Source organism: Mycobacteroides franklinii, assembly GCF_001853795.1.
In the GTDB taxonomy this organism is placed as follows: domain Bacteria; phylum Actinomycetota; class Actinomycetes; order Mycobacteriales; family Mycobacteriaceae; genus Mycobacterium; species Mycobacterium franklinii.
The window spans coordinates 1913201-1927798 of sequence record NZ_MLIK01000019.1; the positions used below are offsets into that span (position 1 = coordinate 1913201).

General features: G+C 65.0%; 15 protein-coding genes. 7 read left to right on the plus strand and 8 right to left on the minus strand.

Going from position 1 to position 14598, the window contains the following annotated elements; translation table 11 throughout:
• Positions 1 to 44: 44 nt before the first annotated feature.
• The gene (locus BKG76_RS16915) at positions 45 to 923 is read right to left on the minus strand and encodes an alpha/beta fold hydrolase (protein ID WP_070938622.1); all 879 of its coding nucleotides are present in this window, start codon (positions 921 to 923) and stop codon (positions 45 to 47) included.
• 119 nt (positions 924 to 1042) lie between these two features.
• On the opposite strand from BKG76_RS16915, the gene BKG76_RS16920 reads away from it, so the two are divergent.
• The 3 genes from BKG76_RS16920 to yhjD all read left to right on the plus strand — a co-directional run bounded on the left by BKG76_RS16920 (position 1043) and on the right by yhjD (position 4011).
• Complete coding sequence (locus BKG76_RS16920; RefSeq protein ID WP_070938623.1) at positions 1043 to 1864, plus strand: exodeoxyribonuclease III; 822 nt, start codon at positions 1043 to 1045, stop codon at positions 1862 to 1864.
• A 64-nt stretch (positions 1865 to 1928) separates the two neighbouring features.
• On the plus strand, positions 1929 to 2963 hold the full coding sequence (trpS, locus tag BKG76_RS16925; protein WP_070938624.1) for a tryptophan--tRNA ligase: 1035 nt from the start codon (positions 1929 to 1931) through the stop codon (positions 2961 to 2963).
• 19 nt (positions 2964 to 2982) lie between these two features.
• On the plus strand, positions 2983 to 4011 hold the full coding sequence (yhjD, locus tag BKG76_RS16930; RefSeq protein WP_078280156.1) for an inner membrane protein YhjD: 1029 nt from the start codon (positions 2983 to 2985) through the stop codon (positions 4009 to 4011).
• Here yhjD and BKG76_RS16935 read toward each other — a convergent pair.
• The gene (locus BKG76_RS16935) at positions 4008 to 5297 is read right to left on the minus strand and encodes a D-alanyl-D-alanine carboxypeptidase family protein (protein WP_070938625.1); all 1290 of its coding nucleotides are present in this window, start codon (positions 5295 to 5297) and stop codon (positions 4008 to 4010) included. The genes yhjD and BKG76_RS16935 overlap by 4 nt on opposite strands.
• 65 nt (positions 5298 to 5362) lie before the next feature.
• Entirely contained in the window at positions 5363 to 6394 is a 1032-nt protein-coding gene (locus tag BKG76_RS16940; protein WP_070938626.1) for an SMP-30/gluconolactonase/LRE family protein, read from the minus strand.
• Between the two features lie 33 nt (positions 6395 to 6427).
• Between BKG76_RS16940 and BKG76_RS16945 the strand changes: the two genes are divergently transcribed.
• The gene (locus tag BKG76_RS16945) at positions 6428 to 7348 is read left to right on the plus strand and encodes a sigma-70 family RNA polymerase sigma factor (protein WP_070938627.1); all 921 of its coding nucleotides are present in this window, start codon (positions 6428 to 6430) and stop codon (positions 7346 to 7348) included.
• On the opposite strand, the gene BKG76_RS16950 is transcribed toward BKG76_RS16945, so the two are convergent.
• From BKG76_RS16950 to sdhC, 5 genes are all read right to left on the minus strand, one after another.
• The gene (locus BKG76_RS16950) at positions 7345 to 7944 is read right to left on the minus strand and encodes a carboxymuconolactone decarboxylase family protein (RefSeq protein WP_070939313.1); all 600 of its coding nucleotides are present in this window, start codon (positions 7942 to 7944) and stop codon (positions 7345 to 7347) included. The two genes, BKG76_RS16945 and BKG76_RS16950, sit on opposite strands and share 4 nt — an antisense overlap.
• Positions 7945 to 8052: 108 nt before the next feature.
• Positions 8053 to 8835 carry a succinate dehydrogenase iron-sulfur subunit gene (locus tag BKG76_RS16955; RefSeq protein ID WP_043076571.1) on the minus strand — a complete coding sequence of 261 codons (783 nt, stop codon included), beginning with the start codon at positions 8833 to 8835 and terminating at the stop codon, positions 8053 to 8055.
• A gap of 1 nt (position 8836) precedes the next feature.
• The gene (sdhA, locus tag BKG76_RS16960; protein WP_070938628.1) at positions 8837 to 10615 is read right to left on the minus strand and encodes a succinate dehydrogenase flavoprotein subunit; all 1779 of its coding nucleotides are present in this window, start codon (positions 10613 to 10615) and stop codon (positions 8837 to 8839) included.
• A gap of 12 nt (positions 10616 to 10627) precedes the next feature.
• Entirely contained in the window at positions 10628 to 11110 is a 483-nt protein-coding gene (locus BKG76_RS16965) for a succinate dehydrogenase hydrophobic membrane anchor subunit (protein WP_070938629.1), read from the minus strand.
• Entirely contained in the window at positions 11107 to 11445 is a 339-nt protein-coding gene (gene sdhC / locus BKG76_RS16970; protein ID WP_070938630.1) for a succinate dehydrogenase, cytochrome b556 subunit, read from the minus strand. Before sdhC ends, BKG76_RS16965 begins: the two co-directional genes overlap by 4 nt.
• A gap of 343 nt (positions 11446 to 11788) precedes the next feature.
• Here sdhC and BKG76_RS16975 point away from each other — a divergent pair, with 343 nt between their 5' ends.
• From BKG76_RS16975 to BKG76_RS16985, 3 genes are read left to right on the plus strand one after another with little or no spacing between them, the layout of a single operon-like run.
• A complete protein-coding gene (locus tag BKG76_RS16975; RefSeq protein ID WP_070938631.1) occupies positions 11789 to 12187 on the plus strand; it encodes a cytidine deaminase in 399 nt (132 codons plus the stop codon).
• On the plus strand, positions 12187 to 13509 hold the full coding sequence (locus BKG76_RS16980) for a thymidine phosphorylase (RefSeq protein ID WP_070938632.1): 1323 nt from the start codon (positions 12187 to 12189) through the stop codon (positions 13507 to 13509). Before BKG76_RS16975 ends, BKG76_RS16980 begins: the two co-directional genes overlap by 1 nt.
• Positions 13506 to 14594, plus strand: a complete 1089-nt coding sequence (locus tag BKG76_RS16985; protein ID WP_070938633.1) for an adenosine deaminase — start codon at positions 13506 to 13508, stop codon at positions 14592 to 14594. Before BKG76_RS16980 ends, BKG76_RS16985 begins: the two co-directional genes overlap by 4 nt.
• Positions 14595 to 14598: the final 4 nt, after the last annotated feature.

A 14598-nucleotide genomic window follows, 5' to 3' on the forward strand; every position in this document is an offset into this window, starting at 1 on the left:
AGAGGGACGCGCAGAACACGGCGTGTCGGCGTGGTTTCGGGGCTTTACCCGGCGTCGGAGGCGGCGCTGCGCTTGGCGGCGATCAGCGGATCGATCAGGTCGGTGATCACCTCGGTGACCTGACCCGGCGCCTCGAGCATGGGCACATGTCCCATGCCCGCCAAGGTGATCCGTCGGGCGTCGGAGGGCAGGCCCTGACCGATGAGCTTTCCGAACCGGCCCGGCGGCACGATCTCGTCCTTCTCGCACAGCACGAGCTGCGCCGGCACCGCGATGGTGTTCAGGTTCTGTAGGCCGGGCGCGGGCAGGATCGACGTCAGCGACGCGAAGTACGCCGGGCAGTGGGTGATGTCTTCGAAGATGCTGTGGAAATCCGGCAGGCTCAGCGACTCGGTCTCGCCGCACAGCATGCGGGCAGTGGCGAACTTGACGAACGGCAGTCCTGCCGCGCGACGGCCCAACAGCCGCGAGAACGCCAGCCAGGGGAGCATGGCCGCGAACTTCACCACGATCTCCGCCTTCAGCGCCGAGTACTTGGTCCAGCCGCCGGCGGGAGCGATGGCGGTGACGCTGCGGGCGCGGCCACGCTGCGCCAGGCCCAGGGCGATCCAGCCACCCAGTGAGTTGCCCACCAGATGTGCTGTTTCCCAGCCCTTTTGGTCCATGATCTGTTCGATCTGGTCCAGGTACACGTCGACCGACCGCTGCGAGAACGGGGGCAGCTTGGGCATCGGACCGCCACCGTTGTGCCCGGGGTACGTCGGGGCGAACACCTCGTACCCGGCGTCCGCGAGCTGCTCGGCGACCGTCTCCCAGACCGACTGCGACAGCATGAACGGATGCAGCAGCAGCACCGGCTCGCCTTCGCCCATTTCGATGGGTGCACGCCGGCTCGACGGCTTCGACAAAATGGCTTCCAGCATGCGGTCCTCCTAGTGCGCCAACATCTGCGTTGACATTACTGTCTGTTGCGTCAATTTACAGTGCCCTGTTTTCTCACCCATTCAGGACTGTCACACCGCTCGACTATCGTCGGCGACCGATGAGCGCCAAGAAGATCACCGTCACCACCATCAACGTCAATGGCATTCGTGCCGCCGTCAAGGAACGGTCGACAGAGAACCGCGGACTGCTGCCCTGGCTGGAGCAGATGAGCTCCGACATCGTGTGTCTGCAAGAGGTGCGCGCCGAGGCGGACCAGCTACGGGAGGCGCTGGCCCCGGCCCTGGATGCCGGGTGGCAGGTGGTGAGTGCCGCGTCCAGCGTGAAGGGGCGTAGCGGCGTGGGGATTCTGAGCCGTGTTCCCGCGGCGTCCACGCGGGTGGCCCTGGACGCCGACGGTGGCGAATTCGATGAGTCGGGCCGGTACCTGGAGGCCGAGATCGGCGATCTCACCGTGGCGAGCATTTACCTGCCCACCGGTGAGGCGGGCACCGAGCGCCAGGAGGAGAAGGAGCGCTTCATGGCTGCTGTGGGCGCCCGGATGGCTGCCCTGGTCGCAGGCGGTCGCGACACGGTGATCTGTGGTGATTGGAACATCGGCCACACCGAGCGAGATATCAAGGCGTGGAAGGCGAATCAGAAGAAGGCGGGCTTCTTGCCGGAGGAGCGGGCCTGGGTGGGTTCGCTGCTGGAGTCCGGCTGGGTCGACAGTTTCCGGCTGCTGCATCCTGAGGTCGACGGGCCGTACAGCTGGTGGTCGTGGCGCGGCAAGGCGTTCGACAACGATGCCGGCTGGCGTATCGACTATCACCTGGCCACCGCCGACCTGGGCCGACGTGCCCACTCGGCGCGGGTCGAGCGGGCCGATGCCTATGCGCTGCGCTGGTCCGACCACGCGCCGGTGACCGTGGAGTACCGGTAAGCCGCACGCACCACGGGCGGCAGGCAAATTTCGCGTTGACCGGTCATGCCAGGATGGACGCACTATGACTGCCGACAGCACCGTTGATGCCGCCTCCCGGGGACGCCTGTTCTCCGGAATCCAACCCACCGCCGATTCCCTTCACCTCGGAAACGTGTTGGGCGCGGTGCAGCAGTGGGTGCGGTTGCAGCATGAGTACGAGGCGCTCTTCTGCGTCGTAGATCTGCACGCGATCACCGTCGCGCAGGACCCCGAGGAACTTCGGCGACGCACCCGCGCGGTGGTCGCGCAGTATGTAGCGCTCGGCGTCGACCCGGCCGAGAGCGCGATCTTCGTGCAAAGCCACGTTCCCGCGCATGCTGAATTGGCTTGGGTGTTGGGGTGTTTGACCGGTTACGGGGAAGCCGCCCGGATGACCCAGTTCAAGGACAAGTCCGCCAAGCAGGGCAATGACGCGACCACGGTCGGCCTGTTCACCTATCCGGTGTTGATGGCCGCCGACATCCTGCTGTACCAGACCAATGTGGTGCCGGTGGGCGATGATCAGCGCCAGCACCTCGAGCTGACTCGTGATGTGGCACAGCGATTCAACGGCCGGTACGGCCAGACGTTCGTGCTGCCGGAGACGTTCGTACCGAAGAATGCGGCCCGGATCTATGACCTGCAGGACCCGACGGTGAAGATGAGCAAGTCGGCCTCGACTCCGGCCGGGCTGATCAACCTGCTGGACGATCCCGCGGTTTCGGCCAAGAAGGTCAAGTCGGCGCAGACCGACAGCGATCGGGAGATCCGGTTCGATCGAGAGGCCAAGCCGGGTGTCTCGAACCTGCTGAGCATCCAGTCCGCGCTCACCGGCGCCGATATCGACACCCTGGTCGACGGGTACGCCGGTCGCGGTTACGGGGATCTGAAGAAGGACACGGCCGAAGCGCTGGTCGAGTTCGTCACTCCGGTCCGTGATCGGACGAATGAGCTGCTCGCCGATACCGCGGCGCTCGACGACATCCTGGCTTCCGGCGCGGCGCGCGCCAGGGAGCTGGCGGAGAAGACTCTCACCGAGGTCTATGACCGGATAGGGTTTGTCCGGCCCGCGAGGTAGCGAACAGCAGAGGCGGTGAGTGGTGGCCGAAGACGATAAGCCTGGGATTCTCGACCGCTATCGCGCACGATTTCCCTGGTTCGACCACATCATGCGCATGCAGGAGCGGTACGGGAAGGTAAACGGCAACTTCTTCGCCGCGGGAATCACCTATTTCACCGTCTTTGCGCTGTTTCCCCTCATGATGGTCGCCTTCGCGGCCATGGGGTTCGTGTTGTCCCGGCGGCCGGACACGATTGCGGAGCTACGTGGACGCATCAGCGGCGCCATCTCCGGCGAGGTGGGTAACCAGCTAATCAATTTGATGGATACCGCGATTGCCTCGCGCACCAGCTTGGGTATCGCAGGTCTGGCAACCGCGGCCTGGGCCGGGCTGGGCTGGATGGCCAACGTGCGGGCGGCGCTCAGTGCCATGTGGGAGCAGCCCAACGACTCGGAGAATTTCGTCAAGGGCAAGCTGTCGGACCTGCTTGCCCTCGGCTCTACGTTTGTGGCGCTCGCCCTCACCATCGCGGTGACCGCCGTCGGCGACGAGAAAACCATCCTGCGAATACTCGGCTGGATGGGATTGCACGATGTCACCATCCCGTCGATTCTGCTCAAAGTCGTGACCATCGGGATAGCAACCGTGTTGTCGTGGGCGTTGTTCACCTGGATGATCTCGCGGCTGCCCAGGGAGCGGTTACCGTTCTCGAGTTCCGTGCGCGCGGGGCTCATCGCCGCGATCGGTTTCGAGCTGTTCAAACAGGTGGCCTCGATTTATTTGAGCGTCATCATGCACGGCCCGGCGGGTTCCACCTTCGGACCGGTGCTCGGCATCATGGTGTTCGCCTACATCACCGCCCGCCTGCTGCTGTACGCCACCGCGTGGGCGGCCACATCCGACGAGAACCGGGCATTTGTGTATGTGCCACCGCCCGAGCCCGTGGTCATCACCACGCGGGTCGAAACCGTCGACCGCGCGTCGCGGTTGGGAGTTGTCGCCGCGTTCGGGGCCGGAGTTCTTGGCGCGATAGGTATTTCGTGGTTGGGCCGCGGTGGCGACTAGGCCTGCCTGCGGTTGAGTGACCTCGCCGCGAGAATGAGGCCAAACACGATCATGGTGCCGATGATCGTCACGCCAACCCGGACGGGGACGCTGTTCACCGCCTCAGCGGGCAGGCCCGCCGCCTGTGCGGTGGGCGTGTCATTGGCATGCGGTCTGGTCAACAGCGACGGGTCTGGATCGACAAGCTTGCCGATCGACGCGTCGCGGGGAGTGGAGAACCCATAGTCGAGCAGATGGGCGGCCTGCTCCCACGGCGCGATCGGCAGACGAGTACCACGCAGCATGGTGACCACCAAACGGCGACCGTCACGTTCGGCCGCGCCGACAAAGGTTTGTTGCGCGTCATCGGTGTACCCGGTCTTGCCGCCGAGTGCGCCGGGATAGTTGTAGAGCAGCTTGTTGTCGTTGGTCATCTCGTACGCCGGATGGTTATCGGGTTCACCGGGTTTGGCGGGGTGGCCCGGGAAGGTGGCCTTCGGCGCGGATACCAGATCGGCGAAGGTGGGGTCGGCGAACGCGAACTTGTAGAACAGGCCCAGGTCGTAGGCGGAGGTGCTCATGCCCGGACCGTCGAGACCGGAGGGGGTGGCTGCCCGGGTATCCCGCGCGCCCAGTTTCTGCGCCATGTCGTTGATCTTGCTGACGGTCTCATCCATGCCGCCCAGCTGAACGGCCAGCGCGTGTGCGGCGTCGTTACCCGAGTTCATCAGCAGGCCGGTGAGTAGCTGCCGGACCGTATAGGTGCCGCCAACGTCGACGCCGACCCTGGTGCCCTCGCTGTTCGCGTCGTCTTGGGTTCCGACCACCGCCTGGTTGAGATTCAGGTTGGTGATGGCCTCCATGGCGACGAGCACCTTGATGACGCTGGCGGGACGGTGCCGGGCGTGGGGGTCCTTGGCGGCCACCACGTTTCCGGTGTTCAGATCGGCGATGAGCCACGATTCCGCGGAGACGTCATTGGGCACCGGCCCGGCGCCGTCCGGGGTGATCACGTCGCAGCGTCCGAGCATGTCGCCGCCGATGGGCTTGGCCGGTACCGGCAGCGGTGCGGGCGGGTCGCCGCCTGCCTTGGGTACCTCGGAGGTGTCGACGGCGGGTGGGGTGACCACCTTGTAGGGGCAGCCGCTGGTGTCCGGTGGTGTGAATCCGGGCTCGGCGCTCGCGAGTGGCGGCACACTCAGCGGGAGGACGGCGACCATCAACCCGGCGGCGGTCGCCGCGGCGAGGCGCGTGGCGGCTGTCCGCGGCGACGGGCGGCGGTCGGGCGCAGGAGTCCAGGTGGTCATCGCCTTGCCACACTAAGCGAACACCACTCTGAACTGGGGGATGTTACGCCTGTGTCGGATGTGACCTAGAGGCTCGCTACGGGGGCGGGGGCGATATCGGCCAGGCTGATGTGACCGACCGCCGATGAGCCGATGCAGCCCATCCAGAGACGCCCGGCCGATTCGACGACACCGGTGACGGTGCGCAGATCCCGTGACGAACCGCTGATGTTGGCGACCACCGCGCCGGTGTCCGGGTTCACCGCGATGACCCACGGATCGGTTTCCGTGCTCGGCAGCAATGCGTCGGGCAGCTTCCATAGGGCTTTCCGAATTGCCGGACAACGGGGGAGCAGCCACTCGGCCAGCGCGTTGCGCGGGCTGGCCAGCGTGACCCAGATGCGGCCGTCCGCGCCGGTGCTGATGTTGTCGGGCATGCCCGGAATCTCTTCCAGGATCGGCGTCAGCGTGCCGGCGTCGGGGCCGGTGAGCTGGTACCTACTCACCCGGCGACCGACGGTCTCGGCGATGATCAAGGCGGACTCGTCGGCGGTGAGCGTGACCCCGTTGGTGAATGCCAGCCCGGTGGCAATGGTGCTCACCGTGCCGTCCGGATCGCGGCGGAAGACCCGTCCGGTGGGGCGTCCCTCCAGGATGGCCGCCATAAACTGCTCGAACGGGAAGCGCGCCGTCGATTCACTGAAATAGATTGTTCCATCGGCTGATTCGGTGACATTCGAGCAGAAGATCAGCGGCGGTCCGTCGACCTTGGTGACCAACGGCTCGATCTCCCCGGAGGCCGGGTCGAGGGCCAGCAGCTTGTCGCGGCTGCAGATCAGCACTCGGCCGTCGCGTGCGATGTGTAGGCCCAGCGGTGGATGCTCGGTGGTGGCGACATGCGTGACCACCGTGTCTGCCGCGCCGTCGGGCGTGATGCGCAGGATCTTTCCGTCTGCCACACCTGCCCAGATGTTTCCGGCGGCGTCGGCCACCACATCTTCGGGGCCGTGACCGGGCAGCGTCACGATGCTCAGTGGTGGCAGCGGCTGCGGGCTCAGGGACAGCGCGCGTACTCCTGGCGGCTGCCAGCGGACGGGGTCGATGGACGGCTTGGCCATGGGCTCACCCTATTGCAGGCCTAGTCTGAAGTGATGTCGGTTCACGCTGGCGATCGCACCGATGAGTTCGAGGCGTTGCGACCGCGACTGCAGGCGGTGGCCTACCGGCTCACCGGCAGCGTCGCCGATGCCGAGGACATCGTTCAAGACGCCTGGCTGCGCCTGCATTCCGCGATTGTCGAGATTGAGGACTTGCCGGCCTGGCTGACCACGGTGGTTTCCCGGCTCGGCCTGGATAGACTGCGGTCGGCTGTCTATCGCAGGGAAACCTATGTGGGGGAATGGCTTCCGGAACCTGTGGTCACCGGCCTGGATGGCAATGATCCACTGGCCGCGGTGGTGGCCAGCGAGGACGCACGTTTTGCGGCCATGGTGGTGCTGGACCGGCTGGCCCCCGATCAGCGCGTCGCCTTCGTCTTGCACGACGGATTTTCGGTGCCGTTCAAGCAGATAGCCGAGATTCTCGGCATCACCGACGTGGCCGCGCGCCAACTGGCCTCCCGCGCGCGGCGGACGGTGACCGACACCCCGGCGCCGGTGGCCGACGGCGAGCACAATGAGGTGGTGGGCAAGCTTCTGCAGGCCCTCCTGTCCGGCAGCGTGGAAGCCGTTGTGCGACTGCTGCATCCAGATGTAACGATGACGGGCGATTCCGACGGCAAGGCACCGACCGCGGTGCGCGTCATCCACGGTCCCGACAAGGTGGCGCGTTTCCTGCTCGGCCTGATGGAGCGTTACGGCCCGAACATGACGCAGGCCATGAACCTGGCGCTGGTCAATGGACAGTTCGGGATCTATCTGACCGAGACTCCGGCAGATGCGGACACCGACGCAGGCTATTGGCCGGTGTCGCCCCGGGTGAGCGCATTCACCGTGCGTGGCGGGCGTGTGCTGGCGGTGTGGGATGTGAGCAATCCCGACAAGTTCCGTGGCACGCCGCTGCGCAACAACTAGGCGTCTTCTGTTGCCCAGGGGACATGGCAGGCATCACCGGAGTTGAAGCCCTGCTCGGTGATTCCCAGTGCCGCGTAGGTGCGGGCACGCATGTTCTCGACACCGATCTGGTAGGTCAGCTCGATCACCCCGGCATCGCCGAAGCGGCCTCGCAGATCCTCGATCTGGTGGTCGGTGATGTCGTGTGGATTGCCGGTCATCGCGTCGGCGTACGCGATGGCAGCCCGCTCGTCATTTGTGAACAGGGGAGAGGCCGCATAGTCGTCGATGGCCTTGAGACGATCCACATCCAAACCGTCCAGGCGCTGCAGCATGGCGCCGAAGTCGACGCACCACGAGCAGCCCACCGTCCTCGCGGTCCAGAACACCGCCAGCTCACGGACGTTGGCAGGCAGGACCCGCGATGCACTACCCAGCATCTGCTCGTGCACGGCGGCCGCAACCATCAGCTTGGGATGGTGGGCGATCACCGTAAATGGTTCGGGCACTTGGCCGAACCGCCGCCTGCTGACTCGATACATGATGCGAGTGAGCAGCGAGGACTGGTGCGGGGGGACGGGCTTGATACGCGTTGTCTTGCGTGGTGTCTCAGTCATATCCATCTGACGAGATGGCCCACGAATGTGTGACAGACGTTGCGGTACAGAAAAAACTGCCGGGGGTGAGCGTAGGTGCTCACCCCCGGCAGTGCAGACAGATATCGGCTAGCGCGCGAACATCAGTGCGCGCTTGACCTCTTGGATCGCCTTGGTGACCTCGATACCGCGCGGGCAGGCGTCGGTGCAGTTGAAGGTGGTGCGGCAGCGCCACACCCCGTCGACGTCGTTGAGGATGTCCAGACGCTCGGCGGCGGCCTCATCGCGGCTGTCGAAGATGAACCGGTGCGCGTTGACGATTGCCGCCGGGCCGAAGTAGCTTCCGTCACTCCAGAACACCGGGCAGCTGGTGGTGCAGCAGGCGCACAGGATGCACTTGGTGGTGTCATCGAAGCGTGCGCGGTCGGTCTGGCTCTGGATGTACTCGCGCGTCGGCTGGTTACCGCTGGTGATCATGAAGGGCTTCACGGCACGGTACGCGTCGAAGAAGGGCTCCATGTTGACCACGAGATCCTTCTCCACGGGCAGACCGCGGATCGGCTCGATGGTGATGGTCAGGGTCTTCTTCGGGTTCTTGGGCAGCAGATCCCGCATCAGCACCTTGCAGGCCAACCGGTTTACGCCGTTGATGCGCATGGCATCCGAGCCGCACACACCGTGCGCGCACGACCGGCGGAAGGTGAGGGTGCCGTCGAGGTAGCCCTTCACGTACAGCAGCAGGTTCAGCAGCCGGTCCGTCGACAAGCAGGGCACGCGGAACGTCTGCCACCCGGCGGCGTCGGGGTCTTCGGGGTTGAAACGCTGAATCTTCAGATCGACCATGACTGCGCCCTCGGGGACCGGAGGCAGCGGTGGGTCGCCCGCTTCGGCTTTCTCGATAACCGCGGTCATCTCAGTACTTCCGTTCCATCGGCTCGTACCGGGTCTGGACAACGGGCTTGTAGTCCAGCCGGATGTCGGACAGCAGCTCGGCACCTTGCTTGTACGCCATGGTGTGTCGCATGTAGTTGGTGTCGTCGCGGTTCGGGTAGTCCTCGCGGGCGTGTCCGCCGCGCGACTCCTTGCGATTGAGCGCACCCACCACCGTCACCTCGGCGAGTTCGAGCAGGAAGCCCAGCTCGATGGCCTCGAGCAGGTCGCTGTTGTAGCGCTTGCCCTTGTCGTGCACCGTGATTCGGCTGTACCGCTCCTTGAGTGCATGGATGTCGTTGAGCGCTTGCTTGAGGGTGTCCTCGGTGCGGAACACCGCGGCGTTGTTGTCCATCGACTGCTGCAGCTCGGTGCGGATGTCGGCCACTCGCTCATCGCCGTGCTCGGACAGGACGTCCGCCACCCATTCGGTGACCATGGTCGCCGGGTTCTCCGGTAGGTCGATGAAGTCGTGGGCCTCGGCGTACTCGGCCGCGGCGATACCCGCCCGGCGACCGAACACGTTGATGTCCAACAGCGAGTTGGTGCCCAGCCGGTTGGCACCGTGCACCGAGACGCAAGCGCACTCGCCGGCCGCGTACAGGCCGGGGACAACGTTGTCGTTGTCGCGCAACACCTGTCCCTTGATGTTGGTCGGGATGCCGCCCATCACGTAGTGACAGGTGGGATACACCGGAACCAGCTCGGTCACCGGGTCGACACCCAGGTAGGTACGGGCGAATTCGGTGATGTCCGGGAGTTTCGCTTCCAGCACGTCGGCACCGAGGTGACGCACGTCGATGTAGACGTAGTCCTTGTTCGGTCCGGCGCCGCGGCCCTCCAGCACTTCGAGAACCATTGACCGCGCGACGATGTCGCGAGGCGCGAGGTCGACGATGGTGGGTGCGTAGCGTTCCATGAACCGTTCGCCGTCGGCGTTGAGCAGACGACCGCCCTCACCGCGCACGGCCTCGGAGATGAGAATGCCCAGGCCGGCCAGGCCTGTCGGGTGGAACTGGTGGAATTCCATGTCCTCCAACGGAAGTCCCTTGCGGAACACGATGCCCAGGCCGTCGCCGGTCAGGGTATGCGCGTTGGAGGTGGTCTTGTACATGCGGCCCGAACCGCCGGTGGCGAAAACAATGGCCTTGGCGTGGAACACGTGGATGTCGCCGGTCGCCAGCTCGTAGGCGATGACACCGGTGGCCACTGGGCCGTTCGGGGTCTCGGTGAGTGCGATGTCCAGTGCGTAGAACTCGTTGAAGAACTCGACATCGTGCTTGACGCAGTTTTGGTACAGCGTCTGCAGGATCATGTGTCCGGTACGGTCCGCGGCGTAGCAAGCCCGGCGCACCGGCGCCTTACCGTGATCGCGGGTGTGACCACCGAAGCGGCGCTGATCGATTCGGCCCTGGGGTGTCCGGTTGAACGGCATACCCATCTTCTCGAGATCGAGGACGGCGTCGATTGCTTCCTTGCACATGATCTCCACGGCGTCCTGATCGGCGAGGTAGTCGCCGCCCTTGACGGTGTCGAACGTGTGCCATTCCCAGTTGTCTTCCTCGACGTTGGCCAGCGCGGCGCACATACCGCCCTGGGCGGCGCCGGTGTGGCTACGCGTCGGGTACAGCTTGGTCAGCACCGCGGTACGGGCTCGAGGTCCGGCCTCGACGGCGGCGCGCATACCTGCTCCGCCTGCGCCGATGATGACGACGTCGTACCGATGTTCCTGGATGGTTGCCTCAGATTTAGGCGAAGACATAAAACGGTGCCCCTAACCGATGTTCGGGTTGAAGGTCAGTAGGACGTAGGTGCCGAGCACCACGGTGAAGATGATCGACAGTGCCAGCAGGCAATTGAGCCAGAACCGGGTCGAGTCCTTGCGGGTGTAGTCGGCGATGATCGTGCGCATCCCGTTACCGCCGTGCAGCTGAGCCAGCCACAGCATGGTCAGGTCCCAGGTCTGCCAGAAGGGGCTTGCCCAGCGCTGTGCCACGAAGTTGAAGTCGAGGCGGTACACGCCGTTGTCCCACATCAGCATGATGAACAGGTGGCCCAGGGCCAAGAAGATCAGGACGATGCCCGACAACCGCATGAAGATCCACGCGTACTTCTCGAAGTTGGGCATACCCGATGCGCGTCGGGGCGCGCGCGGATTGTCCAGTGCCGCAGGGCGGTCGTAGTTGCGCTCCATCACGGGAGCTGGGCGGCCGCTGGCGCGAACGCTCGTGTGCGAACCGGTCTGAGGAGTTGTCATAGGAAACGCTCCGCCATGTGCATGAGAATCCGGGTCACTGCGGGAACCATCACCACGAACCAGACTGTGCCGATGACCCACAGCATGAGGCGTTGGTAACGCGGGCCCTTGGACCAGAAATCGACGAGGATGACTCGGACGCCGTTGAGCGCGTGGTACAGGACCGCCGCTACCAGGCCGAGCTCCATCAGACCCACGATCGGGGTCTTATAGGTCTCGATCACCGAGTTGTACGTCTCGGGGCTAACCCGTACGAGAGCGGTATCCAAGACGTGGACAAAGAGGAAGAAGAAAATCGTGGCACCGGTAATGCGATGCAGGACCCAGGACCACATTCCTGGATCACCACGGTATAGCGATCGCTTGAGGCGATTACCTTCACGGCCAGATTTGGCCGTCTCGGGCGTCGCAGTCGTCACGTGGGCCTCCAACACCAATGGTGGACTGGGGCCAAACGGTGCGGTAAATGGGGGCGTCCATGACGCGCATCCGATGGCCCAACGGTGGTCGGCGAACCGTCTTCCGAACTCTAAACCCAATCCGATCTGGCGCCGAAATCGCATGAGCACGAAAAAGCGCCGAAATGCACCGTACTCCAAAGTAAGTTAGGTAAACCTTGCACGAGCAAATGATGAGCCGATGCGACTCTGTTGGGGTCGACGGGGAGGTCTCGGGGTCATGAAAATCGAATGGAATGAATTGCGAGACAAGGCATATGCGGTAACCAAGCATGCATATGCGCCGTATTCGAAGTATCCGGTGGGGGCCGCCGCGCTTGTCGACGACGGTCGCGTGATCGCCGGCTGCAATGTGGAGAATGTCTCATATGGGCTAGGTCTCTGCGCGGAGTGTTCAGTGGTGTGCGCCCTGTTCGCCACCGGCGGCGGCCGGTTGGTGGCGCTGTCCTGTGTCGATTCCCGCGGTGAGCCGCTGATGCCGTGCGGCCGATGCCGTCAGCTACTTCTCGAACATGGCGGACCTGGTCTGTTGATCGATCACGCGGACGGGCCACGACGCCTTTCGGAGCTGCTCCCGGAGGCGTTTGGCCCCGACGATCTGGACCGGGGGCGTATCTGATGGCAAACCCCTACGCGTTTGATATGCCGTCCATCATCGCGACCAAGCGTGACGGCGGAGAGCTGAGTCTGGGCGCCATCGATTGGCTGATCGAGGAGTACACCCGCGGCGGCGTCGGTGAGGAGCAGGTCGCCGCGCTGCTGATGGCGATCTACCTGCGCGGCATGAACAGCACCGAGACGACGGCGTGGACCGCGGCGATCCTCGCCTCCGGCGAGCGGCTGGACCTGTCGGGGCTGTCCCGGCCGACCGTCGACAAACACTCCACGGGAGGAGTGGGAGACAAGATCAGCCTGCCGCTGGTCGCCGTCGTGGCCGCCTGCGGCGCGGCGGTTCCGCAGCTTTCCGGACGCGGTCTGGGACACACCGGTGGCACCCTCGACAAGCTCGAAGCGATCGCGGGTATCCGCGTCGACCTCACCAATGAACAGATATGTCAGCAGCTTTCCGATGTCGGGGCGGTGATCTGTGCCGCCGGAGCCTCGTTGGCGCCGGCGGATCGAAAGCTCTACGCGTTGCGGGATATCACCGGCACCGTCGAATCGATACCGCTCATCGCCGGGTCGATCATGAGCAAGAAACTGGCGGAGGGAACCGCTGCGCTGGTCCTGGACGTCAAGGTGGGCGCGGGCGCGTTCATGAAGTCCGAGCAGCAGGCCCGTGAACTGGCAGCGGCGATGGTAGAGCTGGGCACCGCGCATGGCGTCGTCACCAGCGCCCTGCTCACCGCGATGGATACGCCCCTGGGTGCTACCGCGGGAAACGCGATCGAGGTGCAGGAGTCACTCGACGTGCTGGCCGGGGGAGGGCCCGATGACGTTATCGCGCTCACCGTGGCGTTGGCCCGCGAAATGCTCGCCGCAGCCGGTATCGATGACAAGGATCCTGCCGCCACGCTGACGGACGGCACCGCGATGGACGTGTTCCGCGCGATGATCCGCGCGCAGGGCGGCGACCTCTCGGTGCCGCTGAACCTTGGGCAGTGTCAGGAAACGGTGCTCGCCCCGGCCGACGGGGTCATGCACCGTATCGACGCGATGCCGGTGGGGATCGCGGCCTGGCGCCTCGGCGCCGGACGTAGCCGGCCCGGAGAGACGGTGCAACACGGCGCGGGAGTGCGTATTCACCGCCGCCAGGGCGAACCCGTCGTGGCGGGAGAACCGCTGTTCACGCTGTACACCGACACCCCGGAACGGTTGCCCGCGGCGCTCACCGCCCTGGAGGGTGGTTGGGAGATCGCCGCGGGTCCTACCGATGAGCGGCTCGCGCGAAGAGGCGATAGCACCGTCAGGCCGCTCATCATCGATAGACTTTCGGTGTGACGGCCGAACTTGATTTGGTGTCAATCACCAGGGCTCCTAAGGCGCTTCTGCACGATCATCTGGATGGGGGTCTGAGACCCAGTACCGTTCTGGAACTGGCGCGCGAATCGGGGTACGAAAACCTACCGGCCGAGGACGAAGGCGCACTGGCGTCATGGTTCCGTACTGCCGCCGACAGCGGTTCTCTGGAGCAGTATCTGGAGACTTTCGCGCACACCGTGGGTGTCATGCAGACGGCGTCCGCACTGCATCGGGTCGCCGCCGAATGCGTCGAAGACCTCGCCGCGGACGGAGTTGTGTACGCCGAGATCCGGTTCGCGCCGGAGCTGCACATCGATGCGGGACTCACTCTCGATGACGTCATGGATGCCGTGCTGGCCGGATTCGCCGACGGTGAGCGGCAGGCCCGCGCTGCGGGCAAGCGCATCACGGTGCGCACCCTGGTCACCGCGATGCGGCATGCCGCGCGGTCACGCGAGATTGCCGAACTCGCCGTGAAGTTCCGCGACCGCGGCGCCGTCGGCTTCGACATCGCCGGAGCCGAGGCGGGTTATCCGCCGAGCCGCCACCTGGACGCCTTCGAATACATGCGGAATGCCAACTCCCGGTTCACCATCCATGCCGGTGAGGGATTCGGATTGCCCTCGATCCACGAGGCGATCGCCTTCTGCGGCGCCGATAGGCTGGGCCATGGGGTGCGCATCGTCGACGATATCGACATCGACCCCGACGGCACAGCCCACCTGGGCAGACTGTCCTCGCTGTTACGGGACAAACGAGTGCCGTTGGAGCTGTGCCCGAGCTCCAACGTGCAGACGGGAGCGGTCGACAGCCTCGCCGATCACCCCTTCGATCTGCTGGCGCGGCTGAGGTTCCGGGTGACGGTCAACACCGACAACCGGCTGATGAGCGATACCTCGATGAGCCGCGAGATGCTGCGCCTTGTCGAGACGTTCGGCTACGGCTGGAGTGATCTTCAGCGGTTCACCATCAACGCGATGAAGTCCGCCTTCATCCCGTTCGATGAGCGGCTGGCGATCATCGACGACGTGATCAAGCCCGGCTACGCGGTCCTGATCGGCTAGCTGC

What these genes read in the sequence shown, in the direction of transcription:
- BKG76_RS16965 (WP_070938629.1), bottom strand. Translation starts at nt 11,110, where the DNA reads ATGACAACTCCTCAGACCGGTTCGCACACGAGCGTTCGCGCCAGCGGC.
- BKG76_RS16935 (WP_070938625.1), bottom strand. Translation starts at nt 5,297, where the DNA reads ATGACCACCTGGACTCCTGCGCCCGACCGCCGCCCGTCGCCGCGGACA.
- BKG76_RS16980 (WP_070938632.1), top strand. Translation starts at nt 12,187, where the DNA reads ATGGCAAACCCCTACGCGTTTGATATGCCGTCCATCATCGCGACCAAG.
- trpS (WP_070938624.1), top strand. Translation starts at nt 1,929, where the DNA reads ATGACTGCCGACAGCACCGTTGATGCCGCCTCCCGGGGACGCCTGTTC.
- BKG76_RS16940 (WP_070938626.1), bottom strand. Translation starts at nt 6,394, where the DNA reads ATGGCCAAGCCGTCCATCGACCCCGTCCGCTGGCAGCCGCCAGGAGTA.
- BKG76_RS16915 (WP_070938622.1), bottom strand. Translation starts at nt 923, where the DNA reads ATGCTGGAAGCCATTTTGTCGAAGCCGTCGAGCCGGCGTGCACCCATC.
- BKG76_RS16950 (WP_070939313.1), bottom strand. Translation starts at nt 7,944, where the DNA reads ATGACTGAGACACCACGCAAGACAACGCGTATCAAGCCCGTCCCCCCG.
- sdhA (WP_070938628.1), bottom strand. Translation starts at nt 10,615, where the DNA reads ATGTCTTCGCCTAAATCTGAGGCAACCATCCAGGAACATCGGTACGAC.
- BKG76_RS16955 (WP_043076571.1), bottom strand. Translation starts at nt 8,835, where the DNA reads ATGACCGCGGTTATCGAGAAAGCCGAAGCGGGCGACCCACCGCTGCCT.
- sdhC (WP_070938630.1), bottom strand. Translation starts at nt 11,445, where the DNA reads ATGTGGTCCTGGGTCCTGCATCGCATTACCGGTGCCACGATTTTCTTC.
- BKG76_RS16920 (WP_070938623.1), top strand. Translation starts at nt 1,043, where the DNA reads ATGAGCGCCAAGAAGATCACCGTCACCACCATCAACGTCAATGGCATT.
- BKG76_RS16975 (WP_070938631.1), top strand. Translation starts at nt 11,789, where the DNA reads ATGAAAATCGAATGGAATGAATTGCGAGACAAGGCATATGCGGTAACC.
- BKG76_RS16945 (WP_070938627.1), top strand. Translation starts at nt 6,428, where the DNA reads ATGTCGGTTCACGCTGGCGATCGCACCGATGAGTTCGAGGCGTTGCGA.